Here is a 22,131-nt window from a genome sequence, read left to right on the forward strand (position 1 = left end):
ATGAATTCCGGGCAGGCACTTTTCGAGGCCAGCCAGTGGCTGCTGGCCCTGCAGCTGTTCTGGTGGCCGTTCGTGCGCATCATGGCGGCGCTGAGCATCGCACCGCTGTTCGCCCAGCGCTCGCTGCCGGTGCGCGCCCGCCTGTTGCTGGCCCTGGTACTGACCGTCGCGCTGCTACCGACCCTGCCGCCCGCGCCGGAAATCGACGTGCTGTCGCCTGCCGGCGCGCTGGCCACCATCGAGCAGATCCTCTTCGGCCTGCTGCTGGGCCTGATGCTGCAGCTGGCCTTCGCCGTATTCACCATCACTGGCGAGCTCATCTCGACGCAGATGGGCATGGGCATGGCGCGCTACAACGACCCGGTGAACGGCGTGTCTTCCACGTCGATCGTCTACCAGGTGTTCTTCATCCTGCTGATGCTGGTGTTCGTGGCGCTGGACGGCCATCTGCTGGTGGTCAGCATCCTGCACAAGAGCTTCACCCTCTGGCCGGTGGGCAGCGGGCTGCACTACTTCGGCTTCCAGGCCTTCGTGCACGCCATGGCCTGGGTGCTGGCCGCCGCACTGCTGATCGCCCTGCCGGCGGTGTTCTGCCTATTCCTGGTGCAGTTCTGCTTCGGCCTGCTGAACCGCATCTCGCCGGCCATGAACCTGTTTTCCCTGGGCTTCCCGCTGGCCATCCTGGTCGGCCTGCTGTGTCTGAAGCTGCTGGTGCCGCACCTGCCGGAAAACTACCTGAACCTCAGCCGCCAGCTGCTGGACAACCTGGCCATCCTGCTGCCGGGAGGCCTCGATGGCTGAGAACCAGTCCAGTCAGGAAAAAACAGAACAGGCGACACCCCAGAAGCTGCAGAAGGCCAGGGAGGATGGGCAGGTCACCCGGTCGCGCGACCTGGCCACCATGGTCTCGCTGCTGGCCACCCTGCTGCTGCTGCGCATCTTCTTCGACTACATGCTCGACGGCTTCGACCAGATTTTCACCGGTTCGTACATCAACTTCGCGCGCAGCGAGCTGACCCCCAATGACGTGACCCAGGTGCTGCTCAACGGCATCCTGACCTTCATCCTGATCCTGCTGCCGTTGTTGATCGCGCCGCTGGTGGTGATTCCGTTCGGGCTGATCCCCAGCGGATGGATGTTTGCCAGCAAGAACTTCCATCCCAAGCTGAGCAAGCTCAACCCGCTGACCGGCCTCAAGCGCATCGTCTCGATGCAGAACCTCACCGACTTCCTCAAGTCCTTCCTCAAGGTGCTGATCCTGATCGCCATGGGCTGGATCCAGATGGTCTATACCCTGCCGCGCCTGATCGCCCTGCAGAAGTCCGATCTGGCCACGGCCCTGGGCAGCGCCTTTTCCCTGACCTTCGACATGCTGATCATGATGATGGCGGTGTTCGTGGTGTTCGCCGCCATCGACGTCCCCCTGCAGCGCTTCCTGTTCATGAAGAAGATGCGCATGACCAAGCAGGAGGTGAAGGAGGAGTACAAGAACCGCGAGGGCAAGCCGGAGGTGAAGGCCCGCATCAAGCGCCTGCAGCGCCAGCTGGCCCAGCGCCAGATCAGCAAGGTGCTCAAGGATGCGGACGTGGTGATCACCAACCCGCTGCATTACGCCGTCGCGCTGAAGTACGACCTCAAGAAGGCCCAGGCCCCCTATGTGCTGGCCAAGGGGCATGACGAAACCGCCCAGTTCATTCGCGAGAAGGCCATGGACCTCGCCATCGAGGTGGTGCCCATCCCGCCCCTGGCCCGTGCCGTGTACTTCACCACCCAGGTCAACCAGCAGATTCCGACCGCCCTGTATCAGGCGGTGGCCCACGTACTGACTTACGTCCTGCAGCTCAAGGCCTACCGGCGCGGCACCCGTCGCGCCGCCCCGGTGCTGCCCAAGGAACTGCCCATTCCCTCTTCACTTGCCAACCGAGCGTCAACATGAGCCCAATGCAGCAATTTTCCGCCACCTTGCGCAACGGCAAGATCGGCATCCCCGTGGTGGTGCTGTCCATCCTGGCGATGATCATCCTGCCGCTGCCGCCGCTGGTGCTGGACATTCTGTTCACCTTCAACATCGGCATGTCGATCCTGGTGCTGCTGGTCTGCGTCTCGACCCGCACGCCGCTGGACTTCTCGCTGCTGCCGACGGTGATCCTGGTCACCACACTGCTGCGCCTGACGCTCAACGTGGCCTCCACGCGCATCGTGCTGCTGGAAGGCCATAACGGCACCGACGCCGCGGGCAAGGTGATCGAAGCCTTCGGCGAGGTGGTGATCGGCGGCAACTTCATCGTCGGCATCATCGTCTTCGTGATTCTCACCATCGTGAACTTCCTGGTGATCACCAAGGGGGGCGAGCGCATCGCCGAGGTGACCGCGCGCTTCACCCTGGACGCCCTGCCCGGCAAGCAGATGGCCATCGACGCCGACCTCAACGCCGGCCTGATCAACGCCGACGAGGCGCGCCAGCGCCGCGCCGCCGTGGCCAAGGAATCCGACTTCTACGGGGCCATGGACGGTGCCGCCAAGTTCGTGCGCGGCGACGCCATCGCCGGCATCCTGATCCTGCTGATCAACCTGATCGGCGGCTTCGCCATCGGCATGCTGGTGCACGACCTGTCGGCCGGCGACGCCTGGCGCCTGTACGCGCTGCTGAGCATCGGTGACGGCCTGGCCGCGCAGATTCCGGCGCTGCTGCTGTCCACCGCCGCGGCGATCATCATCACCCGCACCAACGAGTCGGCGGAAATCACCGGCCTGGTGCGCAAGCAGATGCTCGCCCAGCCGTCGACGCTCTACACCGTGGCCGGGGTGATCGCCGTCATCGCCCTGGTGCCGGGCATGCCGCATCTGGCCTTCATGAGCTTCGCGGCGCTGATCGCCTTCGTGGCCTGGCGCACCGCCAAGTTCGCCCCGGTGGAGGAGGCCGAAAGCCTGGAAAAGGTCGCTGCCCTGAGCCGCGACCTGCGCCAGGACAAGCCGCAGCCACTGGCCTGGGAAGACATCCCGCTGGTCGAGCGGCTGTCGGTATCGCTGGGCTACAAGCTGGTCGGCCTGGTCAACGACGCCGGTGGCTCGCCGCTGCCGCTGCGCATTCGCGGGGTGCGCCAGACGCTCTCCGAGCAGCTCGGCTTTCTGCTGCCGGAAGTGCACATTCGCGACAGCCTGCGCCTGAAGGCCTCGCAGTACGCCATCTACATCAACGGCGAGCGCATCGACGGCGCCGAACTGTACCCGGACCGCCTGATGGCCATTCCCTCGGCCAAGCTGTACGGCGAGATCGACGGCATCCTCGGCACCGACCCGGCCTACCGCATGCAGGTGGTGTGGATCGACCCGGCGCTCAAGAGCAAGGCGCTCAACCTCGGCTATCAGGTGATCGACTGCTCCAGCGTGGTAGCGACCCACCTGAACAAGATCATCCGCGAGAACCTGGCGGAAATCTTCAAGCACGATGACGTCGATCACCTGATGCAGCGCCTGACCGTCCTGGCCCCCAAGCTGGCGGAAAGTCTCAAGACCGCGCTCAGCTACACCCAGCAGCACCGCGTATACCGTCAGCTGCTGCAGGAAGAAGTGCCGCTGCGTGACATCGTGACCATCGCCACTACCCTGCTGGAAGGCAGCGAAAGCACCAAGGACCCGATCCTGCTGGCCTCCGACGTGCGCTTCGCCCTGCGCCGCACGCTGGTCAACGCCATCGCCGGCGAACGCAGCGAGCTGGGCGTGTTCGTGCTGGAAAATGCGCTGGAGAACACTCTGATGGGCGCCCTGGGCATCGCCCAGCAACAGGGCACCGTCAGCCTGGACAACATTCCGGTCGACCCCGCGCTGCTCAACCAGCTGCAGACCAGCATGCCGGTGGTCAAGGAACGCCTGCGCAAGGACGGCCACCCGCCGATCCTGGTGGTCATGCCGCAACTGCGCCCGCTGCTCGCCCGCTACGCACGGGTGTTCAGCCCCGGGCTGCACGTGCTGTCGCAGAACGAGATCCCCGAGAAGGTGGCGATCAATATCGTCGGAACGCTGGGCTGAGCCTGCGGGGCGCCAGTTGGCGCCCCGCGCCGCTCTGAAAGGAAAGATCATGTACATCCGTCTCGTCATTTCCGCCCTGGCACTCGCCCTGGCACTGCCGGCGCACGCGGCGCCCGTGGCCCTGGTCCGGGACTACACCTACCGGGCCAGCGAGAACGACTCGAAAGTCAGCGCACGCAAAGCAGCGCTGCAACAGCTGCAGGCCCTGGCCATCGAGGAGGTCGGCGTGCAGGTGCAGGCGTCGCTGGACAGTACCGAGCGCCTGGATGGCGAAACCTTCTCCCGCACCGTACAGAACAACATCCAGTCCTTCGCCCAGGCGCTGACCCGCACGCGGATCCTGGAAGAACAGTGGGACGGCGAGCACTTCTTCCTCAAGGCGGAGATCGAAGTCGACCCCGACGGCCTGGGCAAGCAGCTGCGGGGACTGCAGAAGGGCACCAGCACCGACCCCTGCGCCGCCAAGGCGGCCGAATATCAAACCCTGGGCAAGAAACTCCCCGGCGCGCAGCGCACCGCTGAACTGCTGGCGCTGTCCCTTTCCGTCCCCTTCGACTACGACTGCCATCGCTGGCAGTACGATCTGGCGCCCGCGCTGATCCGCGGCCAGCATCCGCTGCCGGGTTACCGGGACTACCTGTTCGCCCAGTCGAAGAGCGTCCGCCCCGAGGAAACCGAGCTGGTGCTGCCCCTGGCGATCGACGCCGCGCTGCGCCAGAGCGAGCTTTCCGCAACGGAGTGGCAGCAGGTTGTCGAGGGGCTGGCACGGGTCCGGCCGACTTACCTGCCACGCAGTCTCGCGCCACTGTCCAACCACACCCGAAGCCAGAAGGCCGATGCCCGCCCGGCGCCGGGCCACCGGCAACCGGCCGAGCGGCTGGCGGAGCAGATCGAGCAGTTGCTCAGCCTGGCCGGCGCTGGGAGGCTCGCCACTCCGCCAATGTCACGGGGCGAGCTGGCCCATGAGCTGTACCGGATCATCCGGCACAACCAGCCTCTGCTGGCCGCCGAGCTGCTGGCCCGGGAAGCGCCAACCATCAGCCGGCCCGACCTGCTGCTCAAAGATGTCGCGGAGGCGTTCCTGCGCAGCACCCCGCTGGAGCCCGAGGGAGGTCATGGGAAGGCGCTCGATCGCCTGCTGACCCGCATCGACCACGACTGGCAAGGGCTGCAGCGCCAGCCGCTGCAGGACGTCCACCAGTTGCTTCGCTCACTGGACGCGCGCAACGAAGCCGGGACGCAGCAGATCATCGACCGGCACCGCACGCTGTTTGCCAATACGCTGACAACCTACCCGCACGTCGACGCCCTGACGCGTGACAGGCTGTTCATTCGCTATCAGTTACCGGGCTCGACGGCCTGCACGCCTGCCAAGTGCGCGCGCCAGCTGTTCAGCGACGAAGGGGCCTTCGAGGCCAGCGTGCTGCTGCTGGCACACGGTGCACAGGCCGGCAGCCAACAGGCAGAGGTGGTGCGCAAGCTGGAGCGACTGAGGGTGCAGCGCACCGGCTATCGGCGCATCGAGACGAAGGCCAACCTGATCACCTTCCTGACCCGCCATGGTCGCGCCGACGCGCAGACCGTCGCCCTGATGATCCAGTTGCTGGGCGATCTGGATGACGGTGATTTCCCCCGGCAGAGTCGCCAGGCACTGGTGGCCTTCTACCCGGGCAGCCTCGATGCGCTCCTGCAGGCCTTTCCCTCACAGGAGCGCCTGGTGCAGCAACGCATACTGGAGGTGCTAGGCGAGATGCCCGCCGATGCCCGTATCCAGGCGTTCCTGCGTGGACTGGCGGGAGAAACGCCACACCTGCGCTTCGCCATCGAGGATGCGCTGGCGGCGCAGGTGGGCAAGTCATAGCGCCAGCCGACCGGCGGCGCTCAGACGCGCCGCTTCGGCAGGCTGGTTTCCGACAGCCCCAGGCTGTGGCTGAGGCTTTTCACCAGGTTCTCGAACGCCCGCGAAGGCTCCAGCACCCGCAGGCCCTGCTCGTAGCCACGGCGAAAATTCTTTCGCGTCCACTGGCAGATCACCGTGAGCGGGATCTGCTGCTCGGGCGTCAGGTCGTTCTTGGGCACCTCCAGCACGATCTCGTACTGCTCCCCGGCAGTGAACGTCTCCTCGCCAATCAGGCGCAACCCACCCAGCGAAACGTCGGCAGCGTAGCCCAGCGATACATTGCGGGCAGGATCACGCACATCGATTCGCATCCCTTTGATGAACGGAAAGCGGCTGAACTTACGCATTTCTTCGGCTCGTCTCGATCCTGAAAAAACCATAATGGCATTACGCCCTGCCGGGTAGTCTAAGCCGTTCCGCCGCCCGGACCAATCCGTCTCTGCCCACCCCTGTTAGAATCGGCCGCTTTCGGTTCCAGGGCGCGATCCATGTCACGACTCAACCCCCGACAGCAGGAAGCGGTGCATTACATCGGCGGGCCGATGCTGGTGCTGGCCGGCGCCGGCTCCGGCAAGACCAGCGTGATCACCCGCAAGATCGCCTACCTGATCCAGCAATGCGGTATTCGCGCCCAGTACATCGTGGCGGTGACCTTCACCAACAAGGCCGCCCGCGAGATGAAGGCGCGCGTCGCCACCCTGCTCAAGCCCGGCGAGGGCAAGGGCCTGACGGTGTCGACCTTCCACAACCTGGGCCTGAACATCATCCGCAAGGAATACCTGAAGCTGGGCTACAAGCCGGGCTTCTCGATCTTCGACGAGGGCGACATCAAGGCGCTGCTCGGCGACATCATGCAGAAGGAGTATTCCGGCGACGATGGTGTCGACGAGATCAAGAGCTACATCGGCGCCTGGAAGAACGACCTGATCCTGCCCGAGGAGGCGCTGGCCACTGCCCGCAACCCGCGGGAGCAGACCGCGGCCATCGTCTACATGCACTACCAGCGCACGCTCAAGGCGTACAACGCGGTGGACTTCGACGACCTGATCCTGCTGCCGGTGAAGCTGTTCCAGGACCATCCCGAGGTGCTGGAGAAATGGCGCAACCGCGTGCGCTACATGCTGGTGGACGAATACCAGGACACCAACGCCAGCCAGTACCTGCTGGTCAAGCTGCTTGTGCAGGAGCGCGCGCACTTCACCGTGGTGGGCGACGACGACCAGTCGATCTACGCCTGGCGCGGCGCACGCCCGGAGAACCTCATGCAGCTCAAGGAGGATTTCCCGTCGCTGCAGGTGGTGATGCTCGAGCAGAACTACCGCTCCACCAGCCGCATCCTCAAGTGCGCCAACGTGCTGATCGCCAACAACCCGCACGTGTTCCAGAAGCAGCTGTGGTCGGAGATGGGCCACGGCGATCCGATCCGCGTGATTCGCTGCAAGAACGAGGAGGCCGAGGCCGAGCGCATCGCCCTGGAGATCTTCACCCTGCACCTGCGCACCCAGCGGCCGTACAGCGATTTCGCCATCCTCTATCGGGGCAACTTCCAGGCCAAGCTGATGGAGCTCAAGCTGCAGCACCACCAGATTCCCTACCGACTGTCCGGCGGCACCAGTTTCTTCGCCCGCCAGGAAGTGAAGGACCTGATGAGCTACTTCCGCCTGCTGGTCAACCCGGACGATGACAACGCCTTCCTGCGCGTGATCAACGTGCCGCGCCGGGAGATCGGCTCGACCACCCTGGAAAAACTCGGCAACTACGCCACCGAACGGGGCATCTCCATGTACGCCGCCTGCGAGGAGATCGGCCTGGGCGAACGCCTGGACAGCCGCTACACCGAGCGCCTGAGCCGCTTCAAGCGCTACATGGACAAGCTGCGCCAGCAGTGCGCCGAGGACGATCCGATCGAGGCGCTGCGCGGCATGGTCATGGACATCGACTACGAAGGCTGGATTCGCGGCAACAGCTCCAGCGACAAGGCCGCCGACTACCGCATGGGCAACGTCTGGTTTCTGATCGACGCGTTGAAGAACACGCTGGAGAAGGACGAGGACGGTGAGATGACCATCGAGGAGGCCATCGGCAAGCTGGTGCTGCGCGACATGCTGGAGCGCCAGCAGGAAGAGGAAGAGGGCGCCGACGGCGTGCAGATGATGACCCTGCATGCCTCCAAGGGCCTGGAGTTCCCCTACGTGTTCATCATGGGCATGGAGGAGGAGCTGCTGCCGCACCGTTCGAGCATCGAGGCCGACACCATCGAGGAGGAACGCCGCCTGGCCTACGTGGGCATCACCCGCGCCCGGCAGAACCTGGCGATGACCTTCGCCGCCAAGCGCAAGCAGTACGGCGAGATCATCGACTGCCTGCCCAGCCGCTTCCTCGACGAACTGCCCCAGGAAGACCTGGAGTGGGAAGGCCTGGAGGAAGCGCCCAAGGAAGTGAAGGCCGCACGGGGCAACGACGCGCTGGCCGGCATCCGTGCCATGCTGAAGCGATGAACGACGCCAGCCGCCGCACCCTCGCCCACTACCAGCGCAACGCCCAGGCCTTCGAGGCCGGCACCCGCGACCACGATGTCAGCCAGAACATCCAGGCGCTGCTGCGCCACCTGCCGGCGCGACCGGGGCTGGCGATCCTCGATTTCGGCTGCGGCCCGGGCCGTGATCTGCTCACCTTCAAGGCCTTGGGCCACCTGCCGATCGGCCTGGACGGCTGCGCCGCGTTTGTCGACCTGGCCCGCCAGGCCAGCGGCTGCGAGATCTGGCAGAAGGATTTCCTGGCCCTCGATCTGCCCGCCGAACGCTTCGATGGCATCTTCGCCAATGCATCGCTGTTTCACATCCCCGGCGCCGAGCTGCCCCGCGTGCTTACGGAACTGCGTGACAGCCTGAAGCCCGGCGGTGTGCTGTTCAGCTCCAATCCACGCGGGCACAACGAGGAAGGCTGGCAGGGCGAGCGCTACGGCGTCTGGCACGACTGGCCGCACTGGCGAACGCTGTTGACGTCCGCCGGCTTCGAGGAACTGGAGCATTACTACCGCCCCACCGGCCTGCCGCGCGACCAGCAACCCTGGCTGGCCAGCGTGTGGCGAAAGGCCTGAAGGCGCACGAACCCTGTAGGAGCGACTTCAGTCGCGAGCTCTTGCCACACGCCAAAGAACATCGCGGCTGAAGCCGCTCCTACATAAGCCGGGTTCCGGCCGCCAGTCACGTATTATTCCTTGTCCACCAGGTCCCCGCGCAGCGGCCCCCTGCCCGCCAGCACCACACCCAGCGCCGCCAGACCCAGCCCGCCGGCCAGCAGAAACAGCCCCGGATAGCCAAGCAGTTTGGCCAGCACGCCGCTGAACGCACCCACGATGCCGCCGAGCAGCAACTGCACCGAAGCCTGCAGGGTGAAGTCGGCGCCTTCGTGCTCTGCGCGGCACTGACGCATCATCGCGGCAAACAGCACCACGGTGGACAGTCCATCGGCGAACTGCTCGAACAGCGCCACGGCGTACACCGACGCCACCTCGGCCTGACCGATCAGCAAGGCCATGCCGGCGATCCCGATGGCCTGCAGCAGACCACCGAGCAGCAAGGCACGCAGGACGCCGATTCGGCCGTACAGCCAGCCCCCCGCCAGCGCGCCGCCGATGCCGAGCAGGCTGCTGAGAAGGGTGAGCTGCCCGAGCGCTGCCGCGCCCCAGCCCTGGTCGACCAGCATCGGCTTGATCATCGGCGAACCCAGCGCATCGCCGAGCTTGAAGCTGAGCAGCACCAGCAGCCACAGCCCCATGCCCGGCAGCACCAGCAGGCCGCGGTAGTGACGCCAGGGCAGGGTCACACCGGCCGGCTCGGCGCACTCGGCGTGGAACGGCAGCACGCGACGCTCGGGAAAGCGCAGCAGCGGGATCAGCAGCAGCAGCACCAGCAGGCCCAGAGCGAGCAGCGTCCAGCGCCAGCCCAGATCATCAGCCACCAGCAGCAGGCCGCTGCCGCCGGCCAGCATGCCGACCTTGTAGCCACCCACCTGCAGGCTGTTGCCCAGGCCGCGCCAGCGCTCCGGCAGCAGGCGCACGGTCAGCCCGTCGGTCGCCACGTCCTGGGTGGCCGCCGCCAGGTTGATCAGCAGCAGCAGGCCGAGCAGCAGCGGCAGCCAGGGGCCGAACAGCTGCGCCTGGGGCAGCCAGGCCAGCACGATGAGCAGTAACGCCACGCCGGCCTGCAGGGGCAGGATCCAGCCGCGCCGATGGCCGAGCGGCGAGCCGCCCAGGCGGTCGATCCACGGCGCCCACAGCACCTTGAGCAACCAGGGTAGCGCCAGCAGCTTGAGCAGACTGATCAGCGCCAGGTCGACACCCTGCTGGCGCAACAGCACCGGCAGGGCGTGGGCCATCAGCCCGGAGGGCAGGCCCTGGGCGACGTACAGCGCGGCGAGCAGGGTCAGGCTGGCGGGCAGGGGATGGGCGAGGGGCTGCATGGACACGGTATCGACGGGAACAGACGCCGAACATACCGGCAAACACCGCCAGTCGGAATGGCGGGATGGTCACACCTCTAGGAGCGAATTCATTCCCGAGCTTTTGGGGGCCCGCCTAGGGGGGACCGCCGAGGTGCGCCCACCTAAGGTCGCCCGGCCAGAGGTGGACCACGAAGCGCGCCGGCTCAGCATGGCACGAACCCGTGGCAGCGACCTGTCCGCGAACCTCTACCCGCAACCTGCACGGCCTAGCCAGCTCCGCACCCAACCCGACTCGCCTCAGGTTGCCGACCGAATGCCCCGGTACGCCACTCGGAAAAGCGGGTAAAATGCCGGCCCTCCACGTTTACCCGAGCCGTCGCCCGATGTCCCAGACCTTCCGCCCCGAGCTGCTGTCCCCCGCCGGGACGCTCAAGTCCATGCGCTACGCCTTCGCCTACGGCGCCGATGCGGTGTATGCGGGTCAGCCGCGCTACAGCCTGAGGGTACGCAACAACGAGTTCGACCACGCCAACCTGGCGCTGGGCATCGCCGAGGCCCATGCCCAGGGCAAGCAGTTCTATGTGGTGGTCAACATCGCGCCGCACAACGCCAAGCTGAAGACCTTCATCAAGGATCTGGAGCCGGTGGTGGCGATGGGGCCGGACGCACTGATCATGTCCGACCCGGGGCTGATCATGCTGGTGCGCGAGCACTTCCCGCATATGCATGTACACCTGTCGGTGCAGGCCAACGCGGTGAACTGGGCCAGCGTGGAGTTCTGGCGCCGCCAGGGGCTGACCCGAGCGATCCTGTCCCGCGAGCTGTCGCTGGAGGAGATCGGCGAGATCCGCGAGCAGGTGCCCGGCATGGAGCTGGAGGTATTCGTGCATGGCGCGCTGTGCATGGCCTATTCGGGCCGTTGCCTGCTGTCGGGCTACATCAACAAGCGCGACCCCAATCAGGGCAGCTGCACCAACGCCTGCCGCTGGGAGTACAAGACCCACGAGGCCAAGGAAAACGAGCTGGGCGAGGTGGTGCACCAGTACGAACCGATCGCCGTGCAGCCGGCCAATGCGACCCTGGGGGTCGGCGCGCCAACCGATGAGGTGTTCCTGCTCGAGGACGTGACCCGCCCCGGCGAGTTCATGGAGGCCACCGAGGACGAACACGGCACCTACATCATGAACTCCAAGGACCTGCGCGCCGTGCAGCACATCGAGCGCCTGGTAAAGATGGGCGTGCACTCGCTGAAGATCGAGGGCCGCACCAAGAGCCACTACTACGTGGCGCGCACCGCACAGGTGTACCGCCAGGCCATCGACGACGCGGTCGCCGGCCGGCCGTTCGACAAGTCGCTGATGGATACCCTGGAGTCACTGGCGCACCGCGGCTACACGGAAGGCTTCCTGCGCCGTCACGTGCATGACGAATACCAAAACTACGAGCGCGGCTTCTCGCTGTCCGAGCGCCAGCAGTTCGTCGGCGAGCTGACCGGCGAGCGCCGGAACGGCCTGGCCGAGGTGAAGGTGAAGAACCGCTTCGCCCTCGGTGACCGGCTGGAACTGATGACTCCGCAGGGCAATCTGAACTTCACCCTCGAGGCCCTGGAAGATGCCCAGGGCCAGCGCCGCGACGTGGCGCCGGGCGATGGCCACACCCTGTACCTGCCGGTACCGGAAAGCGTCGATCTGCAGTACGCCCTGCTGATGCGTGACCTGCAGGGCGGCAGCACGCGGGGCTGAACGATGATGTTCTTGTGGGGCCTGCACGAAGAGCGCGCGGACAAGTCCACGCCCAGGAAAAACGGCCCCGGCTAAGGTGGGAGCGAATTCATTCGCGAGCTTCTGGGCGTGGCCTGCACGAATGGCTCGCGGACAAGTCCGCTCCCACCAGCAGAGAGGTCGGCCCTGCGGGAGCGAACGAGTTACCTACAACTGATAGTCGCCCGCCGCTTCCGGCTGGTACTCGACTTCCAGCAGGGTCAGCGTGAGGGTCTTGCCGCCGGGCGCCGGCCACTCGATCTTCTGACCGGTGGTCAGGCCGAGCAACGCGGTGCCCACTGGCGCCAGCACCGACACGGTGCCTTCCTTGCCGGCGTTCTGCGGGTAGACCAGGGTCAGGTGATAGTCCTTGCCAGTGCTCTCCTCTCGGCAATGCACGCGGGAATTCATGGTCACCACCCCCGCCGGCACCTCATCGTGGCCGACCACCGTGGCGCGCGACAGCTCCGCCTCCAGCGCCTCGGCGGCCGGGGTGTAATCCTCCAGACTGTCCAGCAGCTTTTCCAGACGCTGCATATCGAGGCGAGTGACGGTAATCGAGGGTGTGCTGCTCATGGCCTGCTGCTGACTCCTTGGTTGTTCGATTGCAAAACACGGAAAAGCAAAAACCCCGCCGAAGCGGCAGTGTGAGCGAGCAAGCGAAGATAAGGCCGGATCGGCCGATGCGTCGTATGCGCAGTGTCACACAGCCTGGAAGGCGGGGTTTGCGTACCGGACTGAACCTACCATAGCCGGGCAAATAAGCAAGAGGACCGGGTTACAGGGCGTCGAAGCCCAGCGCCTCGCCCGCCTGCTCGCTAACCACACGGCTCAGCAACTCGCCCAGCCGCTCACCACTGGTGTCGCAGATCCAGCGCTCGCTGATCTGGTCGTAGTCGAAATGGAAACCACCGGAGCGGGCCGCCACCCAGAGCTGGCGCAGCGGCTCCTGGCGACTGAGGATCAGCTGGCTGCCGTTCTCGAAGCGCACGGTGAGCACACCGTTGCTGTTTTCCAGGTCGACGTCCAGGCCACTGTCGTCGAAAACATCCTCGACATCCTGCTGCAGGCTGTCGACCAGATCGTGGAAACGGGCTTCACTCAGCGTCATGGCACTCTCCTCAAATACCGGCAAGGATGGCGAGTGCCCCGCGCGCCGGCAAGTCCCGGAGCGGCGCATAGGCAAGCTGCCGGGGGGCCGGTATACTCCGGCGCAATCACCGCTTTTACAAGGATTTTCGCCATGAAGCGCCTGTTGCCATCGCTCCTGGTGCTCTTCGTGTTCAGCGTGGGTCTCAGTGGCTGCGGTCAGAAGGGTCCCCTGTACCACCCGGACGAGCCAAACGCCGGGCACAGCAAGGACCGGTTCGAATTCTAGAGCCCGGAGCCCGGCACGCGGGCCCGGTCAGCCCAGGAGGCTGCATGCAACCCTTCAACTACCGCGACAACGTACTGTTCGCGGAAGGCGTGGCTCTGCCCGCCATCGCCGAGCGCTTCGGCACCCCCACCTATGTCTATTCCCGCGCCCACATCGAGGCCCAGTATCGCGCCTACGCCGATGCGCTGGTCGGAATGCCGCATCTGGTGTGCTTCGCCGTCAAGGCCAACTCCAACCTGGGCGTGCTGAACGTGCTGGCGCGCCTGGGCGCCGGCTTCGATATCGTCTCGAGCGGTGAACTGGAGCGCGTGCTGGCCGCCGGCGGCGAGCCGGGCAAGATCGTGTTCTCCGGGGTCGGCAAGAGCCGCGAGGATATGCACCGCGCCCTGGACGTAGGCGTGCACTGCTTCAACGTCGAATCCGCCGAAGAACTCGAACGCCTGCAGGACGTGGCCGCCAGCCTGGGCAAGCGCGCGCCGATCTCCCTGCGCGTGAATCCGGACGTCGACGCCGGCACCCACCCGTACATTTCCACAGGTCTCAAGGAAAACAAGTTCGGCATCGACATCGCCAAGGCCGAGGCCGTCTACGCTCGCGCCGCCGAGCTGCCGAACCTGGAAATCATCGGCGTGGACTGCCACATCGGCTCCCAGCTGACCAGCCTGTCGCCGTTCCTGGATGCGCTGGATCGCCTGCTGGTGCTGATCGACCGCCTGGCCGAACGCGGCATCCGCATTCGCCACCTGGACCTGGGCGGTGGCCTGGGCGTCCAGTATCGCGACGAGCAGCCGCCGCTGGCCGGGGACTACATCGCCGCGGTGCGCGAGCGCATCGCCGGCCGCGACCTGGCCCTGGTCTTCGAGCCGGGCCGCTCCATCGTCGCCAACGCCGGCGTGCTGCTGACCCGCGTGGAATTCCTCAAGCGCACCGACCACAAGAACTTCGCCATCATCGACGCGGCGATGAACGACCTGATCCGCCCGGCCCTGTACCAGGCCTGGATGGACATCGTACCGGTCGAGAAGCGTGACGCGCAGCCGCAACCCTGGGACATCGTCGGACCGATCTGCGAGACCGGCGACTTCCTCGGCAAGGACCGCGAGCTGGCCCTGGCCGAAGGCGACCTGCTGGCCGTGCGCTCCGCTGGTGCCTACGGTTTCGTGATGAGTTCGAACTACAACACCCGCGGCCGCGCCGCCGAGGTGCTGGTGGATGGCGAACAGGTCCATGAAGTGCGCCGCCGTGAAACCCTGACCGAGCTGTTCGCCGGCGAAAGCCTGCTGCCCAACTGAGGTCATCGCATGCTGCTGCGCTTCACCAAGATGCATGGCCTGGGCAACGACTTCATGGTCCTCGACCTGGTCAGCCAGCACGCGCACATCCAGCCCAAGCACGCCAAGGCGTGGGGCGACCGGCATACCGGCATCGGTTTCGACCAGCTGCTGATCGTCGAGCCGCCCAGCGACCCGGACGTGGATTTCCGCTACCGGATCTTCAACGCCGACGGCTCGGAGGTGGAGCAGTGCGGCAATGGCGCCCGCTGCTTCGCCCGTTTCGTGCTGGACAAGCGCCTGACCAGCAAGCGGCGCATCCGCGTGGAAACCAAGAGCGGCATCATCGAGCTGCGCGTGCGCTCCGATGGCCAGATCAGCGTCGACATGGGCGCGCCGCGCCTGGCGCCGGCGCAGATTCCTTTCCAGGCCGAGGCCGAGGCGCTGAGCTACCGCGTCGAGGTCGACGGCCGTGAAGTGGAGCTGGCCGCGGTTTCCATGGGCAATCCGCATGCCGTGCTGCGGGTCGACAATGTCGACACCGCCCCGGTGCATGCGCTGGGTCCGAAGCTGGAGCACCACCCGCGCTTTCCGCAGCGGGTGAATGTCGGTTTCCTGCAGGTCGTCGACCGTCACCAGGCGCGCCTGCGCGTCTGGGAGCGCGGTGCCGGGGAAACCCAGGCCTGCGGCACGGGCGCCTGCGCCGCTGCTGTCGCAGCTATTCGCCAGGGCTGGATGGAGTCGCCCGTGCAACTCGAACTGCCCGGCGGACGTCTGAGCATCGAATGGGCCGGCCCCGGCCGCCCGGTGATCATGACCGGCCCCGCCGTGCGTGTTTACGAAGGACAGATCCGCCTATGACCGAACAGCTCCCGACCCTCGATGCCGACGCCGTGGCCCAGTACCTGCGCCAGCATCCCGAGTTCTTCGTCGACTTCGAGGAGCTGATCCCCGAGCTGCGCATTCCCCACCAGCCCGGCCAGGCGGTGTCGCTGGTCGAGCGCCAGGTCCGGCTGCTGCGCGAGCGCAACATCGAGCTGCGCCAGCGGTTGAACCAGCTGATGGACGTGGCGCGCGACAACGACCGCCTGTTCGACAAGAGCAAGCGACTGGTGCTCGCCCTGCTGGACGCCGGCAGCCTCGAGGACCTGGTCAGCGCCGTGGAAGACAGCCTGCGCCACGACTTCCAGGTACCGTTCGTCAGCCTGGTGTTGTTTCGCGACACGCCGTGCGACGTCGGCCGGGTGATACCGCTGGGCGAAGCCCAACAGGCCATTGGCGGCCTGCTCAGTGCCGGCCGTGCCATCAGCGGTGCGCTGCGTCCGGCCGAACTGAGGTTCCTGTTCGCCGAGGACAGCGAGCAGATCGGCTCCGCCGCGGTAATCGGCCTGGGCAACCAGGGCCAACTGGGTGTCCTGGCCATCGGCAGCCCCGACCCGCAGCACTACAAGAGCTCGCTGGGCACCCTGTTCCTCGGCTATATCGCCGAAGTGCTGGCCCGCGTGCTGCCACGCTGCGCCTCGCCGCTGCGCCAGGTGCGCTGACCCGCACCGTGGGAGCGAATTCATTCGCGAGCTCTTTGATCCGGCCTGCAAGAAGAGCTCGCGGACCAGTCCGCTCCCACCGGTGACGCCCATGCAAACCGACCTCGACACCTACCTCGAACAGCTGCGCAGCGAGCGCCAGCTGTCGGCGCATACCTTGGACGGCTACCGCCGTGACCTCGGCAAGGTGCTCGCCTGGTGTGCGCAACAGGGAATTGCGGACTGGGCTTCGCTGACGCCGCAGCAATTGCGTCTGCTGCTGGCCGAGCTGCACGGCCAGGGCCTGTCCGGACGCAGCCTGGCCCGACTCCTGTCGGCCGTGCGCGGCCTTTACCGCTACCTGCTGCGCGAAGGGCGCTGCCGCCATGACCCGGCGGTCGGCCTGTCGCCCCCCAAGGGCGAACGTCGCCTGCCGCGCACGCTGGATACCGACCGCGCCATGCAACTGCTGGACGCAACAGTGGGCGACGACGCCGTCGCCCGTCGCGACCACGCCATGCTCGAACTGCTGTATTCCTCCGGCCTGCGCCTGGGTGAGCTGGTCGGCCTGGAACTTGCCGACCTGGATCTGGACGCCGGCCTGGTGCGCGTCACCGGCAAGGGCAACAAGACCCGTGTGCTGCCGGTCGGCCGGCAGGCCCGCGAAGCGCTGCGCGTGTGGCTGCGTGAGCGAGCGCAGCTGGCGCCACAGGACAATGCGCTGTTCATCGGCGTGCGCGGTGCACGCATCCACCCGCGCGTGGTTCGCCAGCAGATGCGCCAGGCCGGTGTCCGGACGCTTGGCCAGCACCTGCATCCGCACATGCTGCGCCACAGCTTCGCCAGCCACCTGCTGGAATCGTCCCAGGATCTGCGCGCCGTGCAGGAGCTGCTCGGCCACGCCGACATCGGCACCACGCAGATCTATACCCATCTGGATTTCCAGCACCTGGCCAAGGTCTACGACAGCAGTCATCCCCGCGCCAGGCGCCGCAGCAGTGACAAGCCATGAGCATTCAACTGATCACCTTCGATCTTGACGACACCCTGTGGGAAGTCGCCCCGGTGCTGGAAAGCGCCGAGACCGCGCTGCGCGAGTGGCTGCTCGGCGCCGCACCGCGCATCGGCGAAGCGGAGGTCGAGCAGCTGTGGCACATCCGGTCCGAACTGGTCGCCGCCGAGCCACCGCTCAAGCACCGCATCAGCGAGCTGCGCCGCCGCGTACTGCTGCGCGCCCTGCGCAATGCAGGCTATGAGGACGAGGAAGCCCGCGAGCTGGCCGAGCAGGCCTTCCAGGTGTTCCTGGCCGCGCGGCACCGGGTCAGCCTCTTCCCTGACGTTCACTCGACCCTTGAAGTGTTGGCCAACCGTTACCGGCTGGCCGTGCTGACCAACGGCAACGCGGATGTGCGCCGCCTGGGCCTGGCCGATTATTTCCAGTTCGCCCTGTGTGCCGAGGAGCTTGGCGTGGGCAAACCCGACCCGCTACCGTTTCGCGAGGCGCTGCGTCGCGCCGGGGTGGCGCCCGGCGAGGCGGTACACGTGGGTGATCATCCACTGGACGATATCCAGGGCGCCCGGGCCGCCGGCCTGCGCGCCATCTGGTACAACCCGCGCGGCCTCGCCTGGCAGGGCGAGGCCGCGCCCGACGCGCAGATCAGCCGTCTCGATCAACTGCCGCAGCTGCTCGCCCATTGGTCGGCGATTTGACATGAGCCCACCTGTCCGCCAGCCATCCGGCGCGAACGCCTAAAGCGAACGGGCAGTCTGCCGATACGCTGAAACCAGCGGGGCGCACGCTTATCGTGCAAAGCGCCAGGCCATGCCTCCAGCCTTCCGTCGACAGTCATGGCGTTTGGCTATTAGAGGGCGCTATGCTTGCCCCCACGAGTTGAAGGAAGGGCCGATGAGCAGAGTCAGTGTTCTCATAGTGGATGATGCCGCGTTCATCCGCGATCTGGTTAAGAAGGGTCTGCGCGTCCATTTCCCGGGAATTCGCGTCGAAGAAGCCGCCAACGGGCGCAAGGCGCAGCAATTTCTCAGCCGCAACAGCGTCGACCTGATTCTCTGCGACTGGGAAATGCCGGAGATGTCCGGCCTCGACCTGCTCAACTGGTGCCGCAGCGAAGAGGGGCTCAAGAAAACCCCGTTCATCATGGTCACCAGCCGTGGCGACAAGAGCAATGTGGTTCAGGCCGTACAGGCTGGGGTCAGCGACTACATCGGCAAGCCCTTCACCAGCGAGCAACTGCTTTCCAAGGTCAAGAAGGCCCTGCAAAGCACTGGCCGTCTCGATGATCTGCACTCCCAGGCCGCGCCCAGCTTTACCAGCACCCTCGCCAATGACTCCGTCAGCACGCTGACCGCGGGACGCGCGGCAGCATCCTCTGCGCCTGCCGCCAGCACGATCGCGGTGGAGCCTGCTGTCGAGGCTCCCCCCATGGCAGCCGCCCCTGCGGACCCCGCACCCAGGCCGAAACCGGCCCCCAGGGCAGCCGAGCCCGCCAAACCCGCCAATAACCGCTCGCGTGGCCAGCTGCGGTTGTCCGGCGGCACGCTGCCCTGCCTGATCAAGGCCCTCAGCCTCAAGGATGCCTCGCTGCTGATCAACCGCGCTGGACTGGTGCCACAGGTTCTGGAAAGCGCCGTGCTGGACCTGCAGCACGGCGAGGACAACGACGTGGCCCGTCTGAACGGCTACGTGCACGCCATTGCCGCCGCCGAGCCCAAGCCTACCAGCGAGTGGCTGCAACTCATCGTGCGCTTCGTGGACAGCGATCCACAGAAGCTCGAGTACCTGTCCCGGCAGATCGCCCGCGGAACCGCCCAGCGGCATTTCGTGCCGGGCGGCTGAGGCGTCTGCCCAAAGGGCTCGCGGACAAGTCCGCTCCCACAGGTGCGCGCAGGCCGCGCTTCGCGGGAGCGGACTTGTCCGCGACGGCGCTCCGTAAAGCCGAGCCCTTCACAGCCTGACACCCTGCCTGTCGCCATCGGACAGCGGCCTCGCTAGTCTCTCGGCTCGCCCCCCTTGCACCCTGCCGATGCCATGCCGCTTCGCCTGTTCGTCATCGCCGCCGCTCTGCTAGGCACCGCCGCCCAGGCCAGCAGCCTGACGGTCTATAAGTACACCGACGCCGCCGGCGTGGTCACCTACAGTGACCGCGCCGTTCCCGGCGCGGCCGTGCTGCGGCTGAACGACGAGGTCGAGGAGCGGCTGGAGTCGCGGGTCCATCTGGACATCAGCCGTCACGCAGCCGGCGAAACCCTGCGGGTGCACAACGAGCTGTATGCGCCGGTGCAGATCGAGCTCAGCCTAGAAGACGTCGACAACGCCGTTGGCGTACCGGACCAGCCCATTCGCTGGATCCTGCCGCCACGCAGCCATATCCGCCTGCTCACCCTGGCGCCCCGTGATCCCGCCCGGCCGCCGAGCTATACCCCGCGCCTGCGCCATGTGCTGGGCGATCCACGCCTGCTGCCGACCCAGAGCCGCTACCCGCTGCCCTGGCTGGGCGGACCGTTTCGCCTGTCACAGGGGCCGAACGGTCGCTACAGCCACTTCACCCCCAAGGGCCGCCATGCGGTGGACATCGCCATGCCCGTCGGCACGCCTATTCTGACCGCCCGTGCCGGCGTGGTGGTCAGCCTGGAAAACCATCAGAGCGGCCGGGCCGGCAACCCGTCCGGCAACTACGTCCGCATCCTCCATGACGACGGCACCATGGGCGTCTACCTGCACCTGCAACAGGGCTCGGTTCGTGTACGCGAGGGCCAGCGGGTCGCCCAGGGCCAACCCATCGCCCGCTCCGGCAATACCGGCAACAGCACCGGCCCGCACCTGCACTTCGTCATCCAGCGCAACGTCGGCATGGCGCTGGAATCCATTCCGTTCGCCTTCACCCAGCCAGTGGATCGGCTGCCGAATTTTGCCATGGGTGGGGAATAAGCCGACCGGGAGCGAATTGTCCGCGAGCCCCTACAGGTGAAGTGCGCGGCGCCACCGTGATAGCCATCTGCAATTATTTTCAAAAAACATTTAAGCCTCCTCGCGAAAGCGTCGCCTTGAGGGATTAGCAGGCAATCGAAGCCAGCTTTCCAAAAGACAGATTTCTTTGAAGGAGGCCCAACATGGCCATCTCGATTCATACCAACTACGCCGCTCTGCTGACCCAAACCAACATGGCCAAGTCCAACTCTGCTCTGGGTGTAAGCCAGCAGCGTCTGGGTACTGGCTTCCGTGTCAACAGCGCCGCTGACGACGCCGCTGGCCTGCAGATCGCCACTCGCCTGAACGCCCAGGGCCGCGGCCAGGCCGTTGCCCAGCGCAACGCCCAGGACGGCATTTCCCTGCTGCAAACCGCTGAAGGCGCGCTGAACGAGTTCACCAACATCGTGCTGCGCATGAAGGACCTGGCCACCCAGGCCGCCAACGGCACCAACAGCGCCTCCGACCTGACCGCGCTGGATGCCGAGTACGCCGAGCTGAATGCCGAGCTGACCAACATCATCGACAACACCAGCTACGGCGCAACCAACAACCTGTTCGGCGCCAGTGGCAAGCTGGCCGCAGCAGTGGAACTGCAGATCGGTTCCTCCAGCGCTGAAACCCTCAGCGTGGATGTGTCCGCCGAGCTGACCGCTATCGACACCGCCTTGACTGCTGTCTCCGGCAGCATCGCCAGTGGCGGCGCTACCGCCCGTACCATGATCGGTGAGCTGGACACCCTGCTGACCGAGGTTGGTGCTGCGCGTGGCGCCATGGGTGCGAACATCAACCGCCTGAACCACACCATCAACAACCTGGCCAACATGGCCGACAACACCAACACTGCCATGGGCCGCATCATGGACACCGACTTCGCCGCCGAGTCGACCAAGATGACCAAGCAGAACATGCTGATGCAGTCCAGCGTCGCCATGCTGAAGCAGACCAGCCAGATGGGCGGCCTGGCCCTGTCCCTGCTGGGCTAAGCGCCACCGTCATACCGGACCCGCTGCAGAGGGTTCGGTACTGGCAAAAAAACCCGCTTCGGCGGGTTTTTTTATTGGCCGGCGATTTGTGACCCGCTTCGCAGAAGCCGCCTTTCGTCACCCGGCCACAGGGGACTGGCAACCGCCCGGAACGAACCTTGCAAAAAGTCACTCACCGACGCAGTTCACGGTTTTTTTGACGCCTCCATCACTGACAGTCCTTCATTGCCATGATCCCTCAAAGCCAATCGACTCGCGAAGTCATCCGCCTGCGTACCGGCCAGGGTGACTGCCGTCTCCTTTTCCAGGCGCGCCAATACCAATTGCGTCCTCAGGGGAGCGACCAACGCATTGAACTGGGTTACGCGGGCAGCCGCGTGCTGGAACGCCTGCTGCGCAGCCCGGGCGAGGTGGTCACCCGCGAGGAGTTGCTCGAGTACGGCTGGACTGACCGTGTGGTCAGCCAGGGCAGCCTGAACCAGCAGATCTATGTGCTGCGGCAGCTTCTCGGCGACGAGAAGGGGCGGAACATCATCCAGACCCTGCCGCGTCGTGGCTATCTGTTCAATCCGGAGTTCATCGAACCGGAGACAGGGGAGGAGGCGCTACCCGCGCCGAGCGTGCCGCCTTCTGCCACCCCGGTCAGGAGCAGGCGCCGTACGCTGCCGAACTGGGTGAAACTGGGCGGCCTGCTGGCCCTGACGCCCCTGCTGGCCACGTGCGCGGCGCACCTGTAGGCGGTCGGCGTTTTTTTGGGTCGCCCGAGGGCGCCGCATAACGGTGGACAAACAAAGCGTTGTCCACCCTACAACCTGAGCCGCCTTAGGTGCGGCCGAACCCAGACGCTCGCGAG

The 22,131-nt window shown here is 66.0% G+C and carries 21 protein-coding genes; 17 read left to right on the top strand and 4 right to left on the bottom strand.

What is annotated here, in order from left to right:
• The 4 genes from fliR to SF06_RS04285 are packed head-to-tail and all read left to right on the top strand — an operon-like array spanning nt 1 to nt 5,890.
• Nucleotides 1-801 (top strand): flagellar biosynthetic protein FliR, encoded by an 801-nt coding sequence (gene fliR, locus SF06_RS04270; RefSeq protein ID WP_027589656.1) that lies wholly within the window; start codon nt 1-3, stop codon nt 799-801.
• Nucleotides 794-1,936, top strand: coding sequence for a flagellar biosynthesis protein FlhB (flhB, locus tag SF06_RS04275; protein WP_039560119.1), 1,143 nt, complete (start codon nt 794-796; stop codon nt 1,934-1,936). The genes fliR and flhB overlap by 8 nt, the downstream gene beginning before the upstream one ends.
• Nucleotides 1,933-4,029 carry a flagellar biosynthesis protein FlhA gene (locus SF06_RS04280; protein ID WP_039560120.1) on the top strand — a complete coding sequence of 699 codons (2,097 nt, stop codon included), beginning with the start codon at nt 1,933-1,935 and terminating at the stop codon, nt 4,027-4,029. Before flhB ends, SF06_RS04280 begins: the two co-directional genes overlap by 4 nt.
• A 49-nt stretch (nt 4,030-4,078) precedes the next feature.
• Nucleotides 4,079-5,890: a hypothetical protein gene (locus SF06_RS04285; protein ID WP_039560121.1), complete on the top strand. Its 1,812-nt coding sequence runs from the start codon at nt 4,079-4,081 to the stop codon at nt 5,888-5,890.
• Nucleotides 5,891-5,910: 20 nt separating this feature from the next.
• Here SF06_RS04285 and SF06_RS04290 read toward each other — a convergent pair whose 3' ends face one another.
• A complete protein-coding gene (locus SF06_RS04290; RefSeq protein ID WP_051587347.1) occupies nt 5,911-6,276 on the bottom strand; it encodes a PilZ domain-containing protein in 366 nt (121 codons plus the stop codon).
• Nucleotides 6,277-6,417: 141 nt separating this feature from the next.
• On the opposite strand from SF06_RS04290, the gene rep reads away from it, so the two are divergent.
• The gene (rep, locus tag SF06_RS04295; protein ID WP_027589652.1) at nt 6,418-8,427 is read left to right on the top strand and encodes a DNA helicase Rep; all 2,010 of its coding nucleotides are present in this window, start codon (nt 6,418-6,420) and stop codon (nt 8,425-8,427) included.
• Entirely contained in the window at nt 8,424-9,029 is a 606-nt protein-coding gene (locus tag SF06_RS04300; RefSeq protein WP_039560122.1) for a class I SAM-dependent DNA methyltransferase, read from the top strand. Before rep ends, SF06_RS04300 begins: the two co-directional genes overlap by 4 nt.
• 113 nt (nt 9,030-9,142) lie before the next feature.
• Here the strand turns inward: SF06_RS04300 and SF06_RS04305 are convergent, their stop codons facing one another.
• On the bottom strand, nt 9,143-10,393 hold the full coding sequence (locus SF06_RS04305; protein WP_052199708.1) for an MFS transporter: 1,251 nt from the start codon (nt 10,391-10,393) through the stop codon (nt 9,143-9,145).
• Between the two features lie 365 nt (nt 10,394-10,758).
• Here SF06_RS04305 and trhP point away from each other — a divergent pair, with 365 nt between their 5' ends.
• Nucleotides 10,759-12,117, top strand: a complete 1,359-nt coding sequence (gene trhP / locus SF06_RS04310; protein ID WP_039560123.1) for a prephenate-dependent tRNA uridine(34) hydroxylase TrhP — start codon at nt 10,759-10,761, stop codon at nt 12,115-12,117.
• Between the two features lie 186 nt (nt 12,118-12,303).
• Here the strand turns inward: trhP and rnk are convergent, their stop codons facing one another.
• Nucleotides 12,304-12,711 carry a nucleoside diphosphate kinase regulator gene (gene rnk / locus SF06_RS04315; RefSeq protein WP_027589649.1) on the bottom strand — a complete coding sequence of 136 codons (408 nt, stop codon included), beginning with the start codon at nt 12,709-12,711 and terminating at the stop codon, nt 12,304-12,306.
• A gap of 202 nt (nt 12,712-12,913) precedes the next feature.
• Nucleotides 12,914-13,246, bottom strand: coding sequence for an iron donor protein CyaY (gene cyaY, locus SF06_RS04320; RefSeq protein WP_027589648.1), 333 nt, complete (start codon nt 13,244-13,246; stop codon nt 12,914-12,916).
• Between the two features lie 132 nt (nt 13,247-13,378).
• On the opposite strand from cyaY, the gene lptM reads away from it, so the two are divergent.
• The 10 genes from lptM (at nt 13,379) to SF06_RS04370 (ending at nt 22,015) form a co-directional block, all read left to right on the top strand.
• Complete coding sequence (gene lptM, locus SF06_RS04325) at nt 13,379-13,513, top strand: LPS translocon maturation chaperone LptM (protein WP_027589647.1); 135 nt, start codon at nt 13,379-13,381, stop codon at nt 13,511-13,513.
• A gap of 44 nt (nt 13,514-13,557) precedes the next feature.
• Nucleotides 13,558-14,805 carry a diaminopimelate decarboxylase gene (gene lysA / locus SF06_RS04330; protein WP_039560124.1) on the top strand — a complete coding sequence of 416 codons (1,248 nt, stop codon included), beginning with the start codon at nt 13,558-13,560 and terminating at the stop codon, nt 14,803-14,805.
• A gap of 9 nt (nt 14,806-14,814) precedes the next feature.
• Nucleotides 14,815-15,645 (top strand): diaminopimelate epimerase, encoded by an 831-nt coding sequence (dapF, locus tag SF06_RS04335; RefSeq protein ID WP_039560125.1) that lies wholly within the window; start codon nt 14,815-14,817, stop codon nt 15,643-15,645.
• Entirely contained in the window at nt 15,642-16,328 is a 687-nt protein-coding gene (locus SF06_RS04340; protein WP_039560126.1) for a DUF484 family protein, read from the top strand. The genes dapF and SF06_RS04340 overlap by 4 nt, the downstream gene beginning before the upstream one ends.
• A 91-nt stretch (nt 16,329-16,419) precedes the next feature.
• Nucleotides 16,420-17,319 (top strand): tyrosine recombinase XerC, encoded by a 900-nt coding sequence (gene xerC / locus SF06_RS04345; protein ID WP_039560127.1) that lies wholly within the window; start codon nt 16,420-16,422, stop codon nt 17,317-17,319.
• On the top strand, nt 17,316-18,017 hold the full coding sequence (locus tag SF06_RS04350; RefSeq protein ID WP_039560128.1) for an HAD family hydrolase: 702 nt from the start codon (nt 17,316-17,318) through the stop codon (nt 18,015-18,017). Before xerC ends, SF06_RS04350 begins: the two co-directional genes overlap by 4 nt.
• Nucleotides 18,018-18,213: 196 nt before the next feature.
• The gene (locus SF06_RS04355) at nt 18,214-19,161 is read left to right on the top strand and encodes a response regulator (protein WP_027589641.1); all 948 of its coding nucleotides are present in this window, start codon (nt 18,214-18,216) and stop codon (nt 19,159-19,161) included.
• A gap of 192 nt (nt 19,162-19,353) precedes the next feature.
• Nucleotides 19,354-20,253 (top strand): peptidoglycan DD-metalloendopeptidase family protein, encoded by a 900-nt coding sequence (locus tag SF06_RS04360; protein ID WP_039560129.1) that lies wholly within the window; start codon nt 19,354-19,356, stop codon nt 20,251-20,253.
• A 182-nt stretch (nt 20,254-20,435) separates the two neighbouring features.
• Nucleotides 20,436-21,278 carry a flagellin N-terminal helical domain-containing protein gene (locus SF06_RS04365; RefSeq protein WP_039560130.1) on the top strand — a complete coding sequence of 281 codons (843 nt, stop codon included), beginning with the start codon at nt 20,436-20,438 and terminating at the stop codon, nt 21,276-21,278.
• Nucleotides 21,279-21,508: 230 nt separating this feature from the next.
• Nucleotides 21,509-22,015: a winged helix-turn-helix domain-containing protein gene (locus SF06_RS04370; RefSeq protein WP_052199709.1), complete on the top strand. Its 507-nt coding sequence runs from the start codon at nt 21,509-21,511 to the stop codon at nt 22,013-22,015.
• The last annotated feature ends 116 nt before the right edge of the window (nt 22,016-22,131 follow it).

Origin of the sequence: Pseudomonas flexibilis, from assembly GCF_000802425.1 — a bacterium.
In the GTDB taxonomy this organism is placed as follows: domain Bacteria; phylum Pseudomonadota; class Gammaproteobacteria; order Pseudomonadales; family Pseudomonadaceae; genus Serpens; species Serpens flexibilis.